Origin of the sequence: Acidocella aquatica (assembly GCF_030160635.1) — a bacterium.
Taxonomy (GTDB): domain Bacteria; phylum Pseudomonadota; class Alphaproteobacteria; order Acetobacterales; family Acetobacteraceae; genus Acidocella; species Acidocella aquatica.
Genome location: NZ_BSOS01000073.1, coordinates 76267 through 91979 on the forward strand (window position 1 = coordinate 76267; position 15713 = coordinate 91979).

The following is a 15713-nucleotide window of genomic DNA, read 5'->3' on the forward strand; positions in this document are numbered from 1 at the left end:
TCGGTTTAGGTCCGCTCATCTTGAGCGGCCTAAACCGTGAATGAATCGCCCTCAGCAAAGATGCGCGAGCATGGCCGCACTTAAAGCGGCCATGCTCTAACGCCAAGGCCCTCAGGCCACGGCGCGCCGCTTCACCGGGGGCTGCGGCGCCGGATCATCCACGCTGGGGCTCAAGGCTTCCAGCAGCGCATTGCGCAGCTGGTTGAGCTTGCGCTCATTTTCCACCTTCATGCCAAAAACGTCTTTCACATAAAACACGTCCACCGCGCGCACCCCATAGGTGGTCACATGCGCCGAGGCGATCTGCAGCCCCTGCGCCGAAATCGCCGAGGTCACGTCATGCAGCAGGCCGGGGCGGTCGCGCCCGTTCACCTCCACCACCGTATGCCGGTTGGAGGCGCGGTTATCCACCACCACGCGCGGCGGCACATGGATGGCGCGCATCCGCCCAGGGATCAGGCTGCGCGTCGCCTTGCGGATTTCAGCCTCCAGCCGCAACCGGCCCGAAAGCGCCTGCTCGATCAGCGAGGAGAGCCGCGCCAGCCGGTGCGGCGCGTCATACGGGCCGCCGTTGGCATCCTGAATCCAGAACGTATCCAGCGCCATGCCATCGGTCAGCGTATGAATCCGCGCATCCACGATAGAGGCGCCCGCAATCGCCAGCGCACCGGCGATCCGGCTGAACAGCCCGGCATGGTCGGCGGTATAAACCACAACCTCGGTCACCGCGCGCGCCGGCAACGGCTCGGCATGCACGGTCAGCGGCGCGCTGCGCTGCTTGGCATCGCGGATCATGCGGGCATGCCGCTCGATGCTCTCAGGGTCAAACCCGAGCCAGTATGAGGGATAGCCGAGCGAGAGAAACTCCTCGCGCGCCAGCTCCGGCCAGTCGCCAAGCAGCGAGGCCACAACCTCCTTCACCCGGCTGATGCGCGTATCGCGCTCGGTGGTGGAGAGTCCCCCCTCCAGCACTTCGGCCACGCGCGCATACAGCTCGCGCAGCAGCGTCGCCTTCCAGCCGTTCCAGACCTTTGGCGAGACCGCCCGCATGTCCGAAACCGTGAGCACCAGCAGCAGCCGCAGCCGCTCCGGGCTCTGAATGGTATCAGCCAGGTCGAGAATGGTTTTCGGATCATCAATATCACGCGAGAACGCCGTCTGCGTCAGCATCAAGTGATGCAGCACCAGCCAGGAGACCATTTCCGTCTCCTCGGCGCTCAACCCCAGCGCCGGGCCGACATAAAGCGCGATCTCCGCCCCCAGCACCGAATGATCCCCGCCCCGCCCCTTGGCGATATCATGCAGCAACAGCGCCACATAAAGCGCCCGGCGCGACTGCACCTGGTCGATCAGGTCGGTCGCAACCGGGGCGATCTCCTTCAGCTCTCCCGCCTCGATGGTGTTGAGCACCCTGATCGCATGCACCGTATGCACATCCACGGTGTACACATGGTAGGTATCAAACTGCATCTGCCCGACAATGCGCCGCCAATCCGGCAGATAACGCCCCAGCACCCCGGTCTCGTTCAACAGCCCCAGCCAGCGCGCGGAATCGCATGTGCGCTCATCGCCGTCATGCTCCTCCTGGCCGCAGAGCAGGTTCATGAACATCGCCGCGGCTTTTTTGTCGCCGCGCAGCTCCGCGCCCAGCGGGGCGGAGCGGATCAACGTGCGCAGCGCCAGCGGATGCAATTCCAGCCCACGGTCGCGCGCGCACAGCAAAATCCTGAAAATACTGGCCGGGTCAGTCTCCGGGTCATGCCCCGGCGCGAATAATATCTTCCCGTCCGCCAGCACGAACCCGGCTTCCACGAGCGCCGCATCGGTCTCCGCGGCAATCGCCGGCGGGCCCAGCGCCGCGCGCACCAGAGCAGGCTCCAGCACGCCGGTCACCCGCGCCACCTCGCGCACCATCAAAAAATAATGGCGCATGAAACGCTCCACCCCATCCTGGCGGCCATGGCGCGTATAGCCCATGCGCGCGCCAACCACGGGCTGGAAATCAAACGTCAACCGCTCTTCCGCCCGCCCGGCAACATAGTGCAGATGAAAGCGCACGCTCCACAGATATTCCCACGCCCGCTTGCATGAGCGCGCCTCGGTCGCGGTCAGAATCCCGCCGCCTGGCGCATCCTTGCCCACCAGCTCGGTCATCGCGAAAGTGTTAAACACGTAGCGCGCCAGCCAGTAGAGCGTCTGCAAATCACGCAGGCCGCCCTTGCCCTCTTTCACATTGGGCTCAACCATGAACGGCGTCTCGCCAAACCTGCGGTGGCGGGCGGCGCGCTCGGCCTGCTTGGCTATGATATAGGCGCCCGGCCCATCAGCCGCGCAATCCGCGCGAAACGCCTTCTGGAAATCCGCGAACAGCGCCCGGTCTCCCGTCAGGCAGCGCGCATCCAGCAGCGAGGTCCGGATGGTGACATCCTTGCGCGCCTCATCCAGGCAATCAGGGATGGAGCGGGTCGCGTGGCCAACCTTCAGGCCCAGGTCCCAAAGAAAATACAAAATAAACTCAACCGCCCGGTCCATCTTCAGCGAGGCCTTGCCCCCGGTGAGAAACAGCAGGTCGATATCGGAGAACGGGGCCAGCGTGGCGCGGCCATAACCGCCGGTGGCCGCCATCGCGAGCCTGTCGCGCTCCTCCAGCGGCAACATCGCCAGCGCATAGGCAAACAACGAATTCACCAGCTCGTCCATCAACCCCGCATGCAACCGCGCGGCTGTCAGCCCGTTCAATCCATCGCGCTCGAAGCGCTGCTGCACGTAGCTCTGAATCCGGCCAAGCTGGCGGCGGAAACCGGCCAGAGCCACATCACGCGGCGGCGGATCGCCCAACGGCACAAGTTCGGCCAGAGCCGCGGCGATTTCGGGTTGTTTGGGAGTGGTCAACATATCGTACACGCTAGATCAATCCGCCGGATATGGGAAAGCCGTGTTTTAACAATTTGCCGAGATTTTTACGCAGATCCGGCGCGCGCGCGCGATGTTCACGCATTCCCGGCCCCGCTCAACCTCTGGCGCAGGGCATATAACGCATCCAGCGCCTCGCGCGGGCTCATCCGGTCCGGGTCCAGCGCCTCAAGCTCCTTCAACAAATCCGGCCGTGCATCATCTGGCTCCTGAACAACACTGGCAAATAATGGCAGCGCCGAAGTTGCCGGAACATTACGCTCCGCCGCCTTCAATAAAATTTCCGCACGCCTGGCCACGCTCTCGGGCACCCCCGCGAGGCGCGCCACATGCACACCCCAGCTACGCTGCGCCGCGCCGCGAACCACTTCATGCATAAACACCACCTCGCCCTTAAATTCCTTCACCCGCATCGTATATGGGGTCAGCCTGGGCAAAGCCTCGGCGAGTTGAAATAGTTCATGGAAATGTGTGGCAAATATGGCACGGCAGCGATTACCGTTATGCAATGCCTCCAGCACCGCCTGCGCGATCGCCAGCCCATCGCGCGTGCCCGTGCCGCGCCCGATCTCATCGACGATCACAAAACTCTTCGGCCCCGCCTGATGCAAAATCGCCGCGGTCTCGATCATCTCGACCATGAATGTCGAGCGCCCGCTGGCCAGATCATCCGCCGCCCCCACGCGTGAGAACAGCCGGTCCACCAGCCCCAGCCGCATCGCCTCTGCGGGCACCGGCATCCCCGCCTGCGCCAATATCACCGCCAGCGCGTTCTGGCGTAAATACGTTGATTTACCAGCCATGTTCGGCCCGGTCAGCAACATCAGCCGTTGCCCCGGCGCCAGGGTGCAATGGTTGGGAATAAACCCAACCCCCGGCGGCAAAGCCGCCTCCACCACAGGGTGGCGCGCGGATTTTATCTCGAATTCCTCATCATCCGAAAGCTCGGGACAACAAAACCGGTTGGTCGCCGAAAGTGCCGCCGCCGACTGCAACACATCGAGCAACGCCAACGCCTGCGCACATGCCGCCAACGCCTCGGCCTGGGCCAAAACCTGCTTCACCAGCCACGCAAACACAATCTTCTCACGCACCGCCGCCTGCGCCGCCGCTTCCGCAATCCGCTGGTCCAGCGCGGAGAGTTCAGGATGTGTGAACCGCGCGCCATTCGCCATCCCCTGGCGTAAAATCAACTCAGGGTTCTCCCGCAGCTTCTCCACCGCAACCGCCGGCACCTCGATCACGAACCCAAGCTGCGCGTGGTGACGAATCTTCAACGACGCGACGCCATACCGCGCCGCCAGCTCACTCTGAAATTCCGCGATCACCTGGCGCGTATTATCGCGCAGCGCCCGTTGCGCATCCAGCTCCGGGTCAAACCCCGCCGCAATCGCCCCGCCATCCTCCAGCCGCAACGGCGCCGGCTCGGCCAGCGCGCGGCCCAGCACCTCGGCCAGCCCCGGCGCCGGGTCCAGCGCCGCCACCGCCTCATTCAGCAACCGCCCCCCTTGCGGCACCATCGGCCGCAGCCGCTCCGCCGTGCTCAAACCAGCCGCGATCGCCGCCAAATCGCGCGGCGCCGCCCGCCCCAGCGCAATCCGCCCCAACGCGCGCGACACATCCGGCGCCCCGCGCAAAACCCCGCGCATACCCTCAGCCGTGCCCGCATCACGCAGCGCCAGCCACGCGCCTTGCCGGTCCTGCAACATATCCAACCGGTTGAGCGGCGCCGCCAGCCATGCCGCCAACAGCCGCGCCCCCGGCGCACTCACCGTGCGTTTCACCGCCGCCAGCAGGCTGCCCGCCTCGCCGCCGCCCCGGCTGCTCAAAATCTCCAAACTGGCCCGCGTCGCCGCGTCCATCTCCAGCTGCCCCGCCTCTCCCGCCGGAACCGGATGCGAGAGCCTTGGCATCGCCCCCATCTGTGTCGCCGCGATATAAGCCAGCACCTGCCCCGCCGCCAGCACCTCGGCATCGCTGAACACACCAAACGCATCCAGGCTGGCGGCATTGAACACCCGCGCCAGCTCGCGCCGCGCCGCCGCCGCGCCCGCCGGCGCCTGCATCGCCAGCCGCCCGGGCGCCACCAGCCGCGCCGCATAGGGGCCAAGCTCCACCGCCTCGGCGCAGAGAATCTCCGCCGGGTCCAGCCGTCCCAGCACCGCCAGCAGCCCTGGCGCATCGGTGGCCTGTGTCTCGAACAACCCGGTGGAAATATCCGCCCAGGCCACGCCCAGCCGCCCGCCACCAGGCGCAATCGCCACCAGATAATTCGCCCGCCCCGCCTCCAGCAGCGACTCCTCGGTGAGCGTGCCGGGCGTCACCAGCCGCACCACCGCGCGGCTTAGCGGCCCTTTCGCCCCGCGCGCCTTCGCCGCCGCAGGGTCCTCCATCTGCTCGACAATCGCAACCCTGAACCCCCGGCGGATCAACCGCGCCAGATACATCTCCGCCTGCGAAACCGGCACACCGCACATCGGCACCGGCTGTTCCTGGTGTTTGCCGCGCGCCGTCAGCGCGATATCCAGCGCTGCCGACGCCGCCTGCGCATCAGCAAAAAACAGCTCATAGAAATCGCCCATGCGGAAGAACAGCAGCGCGTCCTCGTGTTCCGCCTTCATGGCGAACCACTGCGCCATGGCCGGAGAAGCACCTGTTGCGTCGCTAGGATTCATACCCGGCATTAATGCCGCTTCCGCGCCCGCTTGCCAAATGCCAGCCTATCTGATGCCCGCGCGCTGAAAACCCTACTGCGCCGCCGTGCGGGCAAGCGGCTCCGCCACGCTCTGCCAAGGGCACAACGGCGTTCCGGTAACGAGGAGCTCACCAAACACCGCGGCCGATACCGGACGGCTGAACAAATACCCCTGCGCCTGGCCGCAGCCGTAGGAGTTGAGAATTTCCGCCTGTCTGGGCGTCTCCACCCCTTCGGCGGTCACCACCATGCCCATGCGCTCGGCCAGGCCGATGATCGCCAGAACAATCGAGCTGTCATCCTTCTCATAGCCCAGGTCGCGGATGAAGGAGCGGTCGATCTTGATCTTGTCGAAGGGAAACCGCCGCAGATAGCTGAGCGAGGAATAGCCCGTGCCAAAATCATCGAGTGCGACCCGCACCCCCCGCCCGTGCAACTGCCATAGCGCATCCACCGTCTCGCTGTTGGTCTCCAGCATGGTGGTCTCGGTAATCTCCAGTTCCAGCCGCCCCGGCGCCAGCCCGGCCTGCGCCAGCGCACGGTCTATAATTTCGACCAGCCCGCTGTCGCGAAACTGCAGCGGCGATAGATTAACCGCAATCCCTACATGCTCCGGCCAGTTCGCCGCCTCCCGGCACGCCTGCCCCAATACCCATTCGCCGATCTGCCCGATCAACCCGGCATCCTCCGCCAGGGCAATAAAATCACCCGGCGGCAACAGCCCCCGCTCGGGGTGCTGCCAGCGCAGCAGCGCCTCCGCGCCAACAATGCGCCCATCGGCCAAATTCACCAGCGGCTGATATTCCAGGCGGAATTCGTCGCGCAACACAGCCTGGCGCAACGCCGACTGCAAAATACGGCGGTCCTTCTGCCGCTCGTCCATCTCCACATCATACAGGCGCCATGTGCCCCGCCCCTCGGCCTTCGCCCTATACAGCGCGAGGTCGGCGTTCTTCATCAGCCCGCTCGGGTTGCGGCTGTCGCGCGGCGCCATGGTGATGCCGGCACTCATGCCGATCTGCACCATCTGCCCGTCAAAATGATAAGGCCGCGACACCCGCTCAATAATCCGCGACGCAATCCCCCCCGCCTCCTGCGGGTCCTCGGTGACCAGGATAATGGCGAATTCATCGCCCCCCAGCCGGGCCGCGATATCAAACTCCCGGATACAGCCGCGCAGCCGCTCGGCCACCGCCACCAGCACGCCATCGCCGGTGGCATGGCCCAGCGTGTCGTTGACGGCCTTGAAATGGTCGAGATCAAGACACAACAGCGCGAAACCCGTCTGCTGGCAATTATCGCACGCCTGATGCAATACTTCGTTGAACAACACGCGGTTGGCCAGCTTCGTCAGGCTGTCATGGCGGGCCAAAAACGCAATCTGTTCCTGCTGGCGCCGCTGCCCGGTAATGTCCGAGCCCACGCCATGATACCCCGAGAACCGCCCGTCCTTGTCGAGAATGGGCTTGCCGGTGAGCGACCAATAGCGCTCCTCACCGTTAATCAATACCGGCACGATCATATCGCGGAAGGGTGAATGCTCATCGATCACGCGGCACAGCCGGTCGATCGGCGAGCCAGGGCGATGATCGTAATTCATGATTTCCCCCAGCATCGCGCGCGGAAACTGCCCGCGGAAACTCTCCACCGGGCGATGCGCCACCTGCGCCAGCCGGTGGCTCACCGGCTTCAACTCCAACCCAGCGCTGGTCTCCCACAGCCAGTCGCTCGCACTTTCCTCAAAATCGCGCAGCAGCAGCTTGATAACCTCGCCGTTCTCCTCAAGCCGGAGAGAGCTGACCGCGCGTTCATTCAGCCGGCTGTTGAGATAGAGAATGCAGAAACCCGTCAGCCCCATGAAAGCAATCAGATTAACCAGGGCAAACGGCTCAAAGGTGGTGGCGAAAACACACGCGATGCAGATGCCGAGACAGGTCGGCAGCCAATATGAAATCGCGCAGGAAATCGGCGAAACCATTACCGGCGTCGCCAGACAGCCGACAAATACGCCGTAGAGGAGGCTGAGCTGGCCCGTATCATGCTGGCGCATGAGAATAACAAACAACACGGCCCAGACAACACCCATCACGGCCAGCAACTGCGACATGCCGCGGATGTATGCCTTCGCATCTTCCCCCAGCGGCTTATCGCGCCGCAGCCAGAGACGGGCCTTCCCCATGATGATAAAATAGCACACCGCCACGGCCAAAAACATCAGCCCGCGTAACAGCGCTCCGGGTTGCCTGAAAAAATAAATCAGCAACAGCCCGATCTGGTTCAGGCCAAGCAATGAGATCGCCAGGATGATATAGCTAAAGTCGGACGCCTGATCGAGCAGCAGCCGTTCGGACAGATCAGCGGGTACCTTCAGCCCGGCAGCCAGCCTGCCAAAGCTCTTGGTGAAGCGGCGCAACAGCCGGGAGGACTCCTGGAGCATGCCCTCGTTGAGTGCACCCTCATTAAGTGCTCCCTCATTGGGTACCCCCTCGTTTCCCTTGGTTGCCGGCCGCAACCCATGGCCACTGATCTTAAAAATCCAATCCTCCTGGCAAACCGGACCAACCTCAACCGGCCACTTCCATAAGCTCAACCTAACGTAACGCCTTTCTTAACGGCCGGCCATCTTTAATTGCCCGCGTTTATTCCACGCGCCGGGTGTCCCCCCCGCGGGTCTCCTCACGCGCTCAAAAGCGCCGCCGCCCTGAATTCACGAAAATACACTGGTCAACCGTCTTCGGCCTTCTAATTCTGCAAAAAATCAAACTCCGCCCGTGCCGCAACCATCAAGCCAACAGCAGAGCGACTATAATTTAATCACAGTAAGTTATAATGCTTTGTTAATGTATTTTTTTGCCGTGAGGGCCATTCAGGAAGACACGCCTTCAAAAAATCACACTTTTTATCCGCAAACAGACATTTTTCGCCTGCATCTTGGGGCTGAAGTGATTACTAATTCTTCTTGTTTGAGTTGCACCAAGGAGGATTTAAATGAGTTCTTTACAAACTGCCACCACTAACTTCATTCGCGGAAAAGCCAGACCACAAATACAAACCTCGGGCATCACCGCCCGCATGGCCCTGGATGACCAAACCAAGGCCGACGCCTACGCCGTCCGCCACGCCAGCTATCTATCCGGCGGCTATATCGACCCGCAGCCAGGCGGGCTGTTTTCCGATGCCGACGATCTGAAGCCAAACAGCCGCTCGATCGTCATCTACCAATCAGGGCAGCCCGTCGCATCCGTCAGGCTTTGCGTGCTGGACCAAACCCCCGGCCTCGTTGGCTGGGATGAAATTCCCGCCTCCAGGATCTTCCCCGAAGCCGTGGCGGATCTGGCCGCCAACGTGCCGCACGGGCGCCCAGCCAAGCTCACTGAAATCAACCGGCTGGTGCGCCACCCTGACTACGCCACGAACTACCAGCTCGTGTTCATACTCTTCCGCTTCGTCTCCTACTGGCTGACGGAAGCCAACGCTGACATGATGCTCTCCTGCGTGCGCCGCAATCACACGCCGTTCTACAAGCGCATGCACTTTGGCTATATCGACGGCCCACGCCGCTACGCCGGCGTGAAGTTCGAAACCAACCTGATGTCCTGCCCGGAATCAGATTTCGACCGCATCAGGGAAGAAATTCCCATTGTCGGCGCCGACAAAAAAACCCTCTCCACCTACGCCGGGCTGCTGCACGGCGAAACCGTCAAAGTTTTCCTGGAGGATTAATCATGCATATTTTATTCACCGCCATCACCGGCCTCGCCGGCCTCACCTGCTTTGCCGCCTTTTCCTGGGCCGTAAAAAAACACTTCCGCCAGACCGGCGCCATGCCGCTTGGCATGAAAGTGACCAGCGGCCTCAGCCTGCTCGGTTTCGCCTGGTTCGCCTGGCACCTCACCTCGGGCGTCTCACAGGCCTGGCCCCTGGTCCTGGCCTTGTTCGCCGCCTCCTACAGCGTCTTCACCTGGGCCATCCGCGCCACCCGGCGCACGCCGCCCACCCTGGCGTTCGACACCGACCAGCCCAGTTTCCTGCTCCACCATGGCCCCTACCAGTATGTTCGCCACCCCTTCTACCTGGCGTATCTGCTGTTCTGGTTCGCAACCGCCCTGGCCGCCCAAACCATGCTTGCCTGGGCCGCTCCCGCCATCATGGCGGCACTCTATTTTGACGCCGCAACGCGCGAGGAGCGTAAATTCGCGATGTCAGGCCTCAGCAGCGCCTACGCCGCCTACCGCGCCCAGGCCGGAATGTTCCTGCCCCGGCCATCAACCTTACTTGCCGGCTAACTGTGAAGGGGCGGGATTTAACCCGCCCCTCTCACCTCAACGCTTGCGGCTTCTCGCCGCCCGCCATCCAGTCAAGCAGCTCCACCACATGCACCGTGGGCACACCATCGCCCGCGAGTTGCGTCAGGCAGCCGATATTCCCCGCCGCGATCACATCCGGCCCCAAAGCCCGCAACGTATCCAGCTTGCGCCGCCGCAGCGCCGACGCGATCTCCGGCTGCATGAGATTATAAGTTCCCGCAGAGCCGCAGCATAGATGCGCGTCTTTCGGCTCCACCACCTTAAATCCCGCCTTGCGCAGCAATGTTTTAGGCTGCGCCGTAACCTGCTGCCCATGCTGCAGCGAACACGCGGCATGATACGCCACGCTCAATCCCGGCGCCGCGCGCACCGGCTCATAAAACTTCATCAGAAATTCAGAAATATCCTGCGTGAGGCTAGAAATTTTTGCCGCACCGGCGGCACAATCCTCATGACGCAGCAAAAACCCATAATCCTTCACCACCGTGCCGCAACCTGAAGTGTTCACCAGCACGGCATCCAGCCCCTCGCCCTCAACCTGCGCCATCCACGCCGCCACATTCGCCCGCGCGGCCGCCAGCGCCGCCTCATGCCGGCCCATGTGATGCACCAGCGCGCCGCAACAACCCGCCTCTGGCGGAATCACCACCTCAACCCCCAGCCGGTTGAGCAGCGCAATGCTCGCCGCGTTAATCGAAGGCGCCAACACCTGCTGCGCGCACCCCGCCAGCAACGCCACCCGCGCCCGGCGCGCGCCCACCGCCTGATACACACGCCCCAACGGCGCCGCGCGCGGCACCGCCCCTGGCGCCAGCCGTAACATCGCCCGCAACCGCTTGGCCAACATGCCATGCCCCGGCAATAAAAATCCCAACCCGCGCGCCGGCCGCGCCAGCAACAACGCCGCCCGCAACCGCGCCGGATGCGGCAGCACCCAGGCCAGCCCGGCGCGCATCAACCTGTCCGCTAACGGCCTGTTAAACGTCTTTTCCACATGCACGCGCGCATGGTCCACCAGATGCATATAATCCACGCCAGAAGGACACGTCGTCACGCAGGAAAGACAGGAGAGGCAGCGGTCAATATGCAACGCCTCCTCCGCTCCGGCATCGCGCCCGCTCTCCAGCATGTCCTTAATCAGATAAATCCGCCCACGCGGTGAATCCAGCTCATCACCCAGCGTCACGAACGTCGGGCAGGTCGCGGTACACATGCCGCAATGCACACAGCGCCGCAAAATCTCATTCGCCACCGCAATTTCGGGGTCAGCAAGCTGCGCCGGAGTAAAATTCGTTTGCATGTCTAAGCCGCCCACATCTTCAGCGGATTAAAAATCCCCCGCGGATCAAACTTCGCCACCACCTGCCGCCGCAACGCCGCCAGCGCGGGCGCCTCGGGCGGCATCACCTCCACCACCGCGCGCAACGCCTCCGGCCCGCGCATCAACCACCATACACCGCCCCCGGTCCGCGCCGCGGCACACACCGCCTCATGCGCCTCATGCGTCGCCGGTCCGCTGAGCCAGACCAGCCCGCCGCCCCAATCCAAAAACCCGGTCACCCCGGCAAACGCCACATCGCGCAACACCCCCGGCCCGGCCGAGGGCCGCACCGAGACCCGCCACATCGCCTCACCCGGCGGCAGCGCTTCGCAATCGCGTATGCTCAGCCACAGGGCCTTGCTCTCACCGCTCCCCAAAATCTCCGCCCCGGCAAATTGCCCCGCCAGCCTCCCGCAGCGATACGCCACCGATTCAGCAAAATCCTCGACCCGCAAATAAACCTCCCGGCTCCCCGGCAAATACGCCGCCCCCGAGACCGAAAACGGCGACCCCAGCCCGGCCGACATCACCGCCACCGCCGCCTGCGCATCCGCAACCCGCACCACAATCGTGCCCACCGCCCCGGCCACCGGCAATACCTTGAATGTCACCTCCGTAATCACCGCCAGGGTGCCAAAACTCCCAGTCAGCAGCTTCGTCAAATCCAACCCGGTGACATTTTTCAGCACCCGCCCGCCAAAATTCAGAATCTCACCGCTACCGTTCACCGCGCGCAGCCCCAGCACATGGTCGCGCATCGCCCCGCCGCTAATGCGCCGCGGCCCGGAAACATTGGCCGCCACCACGCCGCCAATCGTCTGCGCCTCACCAAATAAATGCGACGGCTCGGCAATCATCTGCTGCCCATGTGCCGCCAGCGCCGCCTCGATCTCCGCCAGCGCGGTCCCCGCCCGCGCGCGCATCACCAACTCGCTTGGCGAATACAGCGTAATTCCGCTCATCCCCGCCGTGCTCAACACCGCCGCCGCCCGCCCCGGCCGCAGCATCCCCGCCTTGGTTCCATTCCCCTGCACCAGCATCGGCGCAGATGCATCGCGCACCACCCCGGCCAGCTCCGCCTCATCGCGCGGCACAATCACGCCCCCCGGCAACGCCGCATCAACCCGCGCGCTCACAACGGAAACACCTTCGCCGGATTCAACAACCATTGCGGATCAAAAACATCCTTCATCGCCCGCATCTGCGTAAGCTCGCTCTCGGAGAACTGCACCCGCATCAGCTCGCGCTTCTCCACCCCCACGCCATGCTCGCCGGTCAAACATCCCCCCGCCTCGACACACAACGTCAAAATCTCCGCGCCAAACCGTTCCGCTTTCGCAAAGCTCGCCGGATCATTCGCATCATACATGATCAGCGGATGCAAATTCCCATCCCCGGCATGGAAAATATTCGCCACCCGCAGATCATATGCCGCGCTCATCTCCTCAATCCGCCGCAGCACCTCGCCCAGCCGGCTGGTCGGTATCACCCCATCCATGCACAGATAATCCGGCGAAATCCGCCCCACCGCGCCAAACGCCCCCTTGCGTCCCTTCCAGATCGCCGCCGACTCCGCCTCCGTCTGCGCCACCCGCATCGAAACCGGCGCAAACCGCTCGCAAATCTCCCGCAGCCGGCCCAGCATATCCGCCTGCTCGTCCTGCGATCCCTCAACCTCGATTATCAGCAGCGCCTGCGCATCCAGCGGATACCCCGCATGGGCAAAAGCCTCGCACGCATGAATCGCCGGCTTATCCATGAACTCCAGCGCCACCGGAATAATGCCCGAGGCAATAATCGCCGCCACGCACTCCCCAGCCACCTCGTTGCTCGCGAATCCGGCCAGCATCGCCCGCGCTCCCTCCGGCGCATGCAGAATCCGCACCGTCACCTCGGTCAGAATCCCCAACTGCCCTTCCGAGCCGGTTATCAGCCCCAGCCAGTCATACCCCGCCGCGTCGCAATGCGCCCCGCCGATCTCCAGCACCTCGCCCGCCACCGTCACCAGCCGCAGCCCCAGCAGGTTATTCGCCGTCACCCCATATTTCAGGCAATGCGCGCCGCCGGAATTCATCCCCACATTGCCGCCGATCATGCAGGCAAGCTGGCTCGATGGATCGGGCGCATAAAAATACCCGGCATCCGCCACCGCCTGCGTAATGCCGATATTCGTCACCCCCGGCTGCACCACCGCATAGCGGTCCGCGTAGTTGATCTCGAGTATCCGGTTCATCCGCATCAGCCCGACCACCACGGAGTCGGCCAGCGGCAGCGCCCCGCCGCAGAGCGACGTTCCCGCCCCGCGCGGGATCACCCTCACCCCCCCGGCCGCGCAAAACTTCAGGACATCAACAACCTGCGCCTCATCCTCGGGCAGTACCACCGCCAGCGGCACCTGCCGGTAGGCGGTCAGCGCATCCGTCTCATAAGGCTTCAGCTCCACCGCCTGCGCAATCACCGCCCGCTCGGGCAAAATCCGCCGCAGCCCAGCGATAATCTCACTTCGCCGCGCCATAACCTCCGGTTTTGGGTCCAATTGTTTCATGGCCCGCATACTGCGCCACCCGCGAACGCCACGCAAAACAAAACCCGGCCAAAGGGCCGGGTTTGTTCAGGTGCCAAGAATGCGCCGCCGTGTCAGCCCTGACGGGCTTTCATGCGCGGATTCTTCTTGTTGATCACGTACACCCGGCCACGGCGGCGGACCACGCGGCAGTTCTTGTCGCGGATCTTCGCGGATTTCAAGGAGTTACGGATCTTCATAAGAGGCTCTCGGGTTAAAGTGTTCAATCGGTGGCGCGGTATGCCGCCCCTGCCCCGCCCTGTCAACCCGTATGCCTACTTACACTGTCACCAAACGGTCATTGGCCTTGGCCTCCGATCCTCTGTTGATAGCCTGTTACAGCCGCTAAAGCCATCGAGTCGCCTGGAGCCCTGGATATGAAAATCAGCTTTGTCGTCCCCGCGTATAACGAGCAGGCCCTCCTCACCCGTTCCCTCACCGCCATCCGCGACGAGATTCTCCGCGCCGGCCAGGAGCTGGGCAAGGATGCCGAAATCATCGTCGTCAACAACGCCAGCACTGACCGCACGCGCGAGATCGCTTTAAGCATCCCCGGCGTCACCGTGGTCGATGAACCCCGCAAAGGCCTGGTCCAGGCGCGCTGGTGCGGCTTTGAGCACTCCACCGGCGAGCTCATCGCCAATATTGACGCCGACACAATCATCCCCCCCGGCTGGCTCACCGAGGTCATGCGCCAGTTTGAGCGCGGCCCCGCCCTGGTCGCCCTCTCCGGCCCCTACATCTATTACGGTGTGCCAAACCGCGTGAACATGGTGGTCGGCGCCTACTACCGCCTCGCCTTCACCGCCTACCTGCTCAACCGCTTCGTGCTCAACGTCGGCTCCATGCTCCAGGGCGGCAATTTCATCGTCAAACGCTCCGCCATGCTCAAGCTCGGCAGCCCCGACCTGCGCTTCTCCTTCTACGGCGAAGACACCGACATGGCCCGCCGTCTCTCCAAGGTCGGCGGCGTGAAGTTCACCTTCCGCCTGCCCGCCCAATCCTCCGGCCGCCGCCTCGCGGGCGAGGGCGTCTTCACCATCGGGCTGCGCTACTCCATGAACTTCTTCTGGGCCACCTTCCGCAAAAAACCCTTCACCGAAGCCTGGCAGGATATCCGCGAATAACCCACCGGCGCATCAAACCGCCGAGTTCCCGCCATCCACCGGCAACATCGCGCCGGTGATGAAGGCGGCGTCCTCGGAGGCCAGAAACGCAATCGCCGCCGCCACATCGCGCGGCTGACCCAGCCGCCCCATTGGAATCGCCTCGGCCATCGCGCGCAGCCGCACTTCCCCCGCCGCCCCCGCCTCGCGGCGCAACATGGGTGTATCCGTGTCGCCCGGGCATACGGCGTTCACCCTTATCCCCTGGCGCGCATGGTCCGCCGCCATGCTGCGCGTGAGCTGCACCACCGCCCCCTTGCTGGTGCCATAGGCCACCGCCCGGTCCGCGCCGACCAACCCCCAGTCCGACGCCACGTTAACAATCGCCCCGCCGCCCTGCCCCGCCATCACCGGCACAGCCGCGCGCGAGAGCCGGAACACCGCCGTCACGTTAACCGCCATCGTCATATCCCATTGCGCATCGGTGCAGTCCTGCGCATCCCCCTGGAACAATATCCCCGCATTGTTCACCAGCACATCCAGCCGTCCATGCCGCCGCACGGCCCATTCCACCAGCCGCCCCGCCGCCTCCGGCGCCGCCACATCCACCGCCAGAAACTCACCCCCCAACTCTGCCGCCAGCGCCTCCCCCGCCTGCGCATTGCGCCCGCTCAACATCACTTTCGCCCCCCGCCCGGCAAACAGCCGCGCCGTCGCCATCCCGATCCCCGCGCTCGCTCCCGTAATCAACGCCACTTTACCCGTCAGCATTTTTTGCCACTTTCATCAGTTTACGCCCATCCGCCAC

The 15713-nt window shown here is 63.8% G+C and carries 11 protein-coding genes; 3 read left to right on the forward strand and 8 right to left on the reverse strand.

The genetic code is table 11. The features are described 5' to 3' along the window. Positions 1 to 111: 111 nt before the first annotated feature. The 3 genes from QQJ84_RS13250 to QQJ84_RS13260 all read right to left on the reverse strand — a co-directional run bounded on the left by QQJ84_RS13250 (position 112) and on the right by QQJ84_RS13260 (position 8045). Positions 112 to 2895, reverse strand: coding sequence for a [protein-PII] uridylyltransferase (locus tag QQJ84_RS13250; RefSeq protein ID WP_284258742.1), 2784 nt, complete (start codon positions 2893 to 2895; stop codon positions 112 to 114). A 95-nt stretch (positions 2896 to 2990) separates the two neighbouring features. After that, entirely contained in the window at positions 2991 to 5588 is a 2598-nt protein-coding gene (gene mutS / locus QQJ84_RS13255; RefSeq protein ID WP_408862158.1) for a DNA mismatch repair protein MutS, read from the reverse strand. Between the two features lie 72 nt (positions 5589 to 5660). Continuing rightward, positions 5661 to 8045, reverse strand: coding sequence for a putative bifunctional diguanylate cyclase/phosphodiesterase (locus QQJ84_RS13260; protein ID WP_284258745.1), 2385 nt, complete (start codon positions 8043 to 8045; stop codon positions 5661 to 5663). A 551-nt stretch (positions 8046 to 8596) separates the two neighbouring features. Between QQJ84_RS13260 and QQJ84_RS13265 the strand changes: the two genes are divergently transcribed. Both QQJ84_RS13265 and QQJ84_RS13270 read left to right on the forward strand, forming a co-directional pair. Then, a complete protein-coding gene (locus QQJ84_RS13265; protein ID WP_284258746.1) occupies positions 8597 to 9331 on the forward strand; it encodes an N-acyl amino acid synthase FeeM domain-containing protein in 735 nt (244 codons plus the stop codon). 2 nt (positions 9332 to 9333) lie between these two features. After that, positions 9334 to 9894, forward strand: coding sequence for a methyltransferase family protein (locus QQJ84_RS13270; protein ID WP_284258748.1), 561 nt, complete (start codon positions 9334 to 9336; stop codon positions 9892 to 9894). A 31-nt stretch (positions 9895 to 9925) separates the two neighbouring features. Here the strand turns inward: QQJ84_RS13270 and glcF are convergent, their stop codons facing one another. From glcF to ykgO, 4 genes are all read right to left on the reverse strand, one after another. Further along, entirely contained in the window at positions 9926 to 11215 is a 1290-nt protein-coding gene (glcF, locus tag QQJ84_RS13275; protein WP_284258750.1) for a glycolate oxidase subunit GlcF, read from the reverse strand. Positions 11216 to 11217: 2 nt separating this feature from the next. Continuing rightward, complete coding sequence (locus QQJ84_RS13280) at positions 11218 to 12405, reverse strand: FAD-binding protein (RefSeq protein ID WP_284258751.1); 1188 nt, start codon at positions 12403 to 12405, stop codon at positions 11218 to 11220. Continuing rightward, entirely contained in the window at positions 12369 to 13781 is a 1413-nt protein-coding gene (locus QQJ84_RS13285) for an FAD-linked oxidase C-terminal domain-containing protein (protein WP_408862127.1), read from the reverse strand. The genes QQJ84_RS13280 and QQJ84_RS13285 overlap by 37 nt, the downstream gene beginning before the upstream one ends. A 92-nt stretch (positions 13782 to 13873) precedes the next feature. Next, positions 13874 to 13999: a type B 50S ribosomal protein L36 gene (ykgO, locus tag QQJ84_RS13290; RefSeq protein WP_284258753.1), complete on the reverse strand. Its 126-nt coding sequence runs from the start codon at positions 13997 to 13999 to the stop codon at positions 13874 to 13876. A 177-nt stretch (positions 14000 to 14176) separates the two neighbouring features. Here ykgO and QQJ84_RS13295 point away from each other — a divergent pair, with 177 nt between their 5' ends. Next, the gene (locus QQJ84_RS13295; RefSeq protein ID WP_284258754.1) at positions 14177 to 14926 is read left to right on the forward strand and encodes a glycosyltransferase family 2 protein; all 750 of its coding nucleotides are present in this window, start codon (positions 14177 to 14179) and stop codon (positions 14924 to 14926) included. 12 nt (positions 14927 to 14938) lie between these two features. Here QQJ84_RS13295 and QQJ84_RS13300 read toward each other — a convergent pair whose 3' ends face one another. Continuing rightward, a complete protein-coding gene (locus QQJ84_RS13300) occupies positions 14939 to 15676 on the reverse strand; it encodes an SDR family NAD(P)-dependent oxidoreductase (RefSeq protein WP_284258756.1) in 738 nt (245 codons plus the stop codon). Between the last annotated feature and the right edge of the window lie 37 nt (positions 15677 to 15713).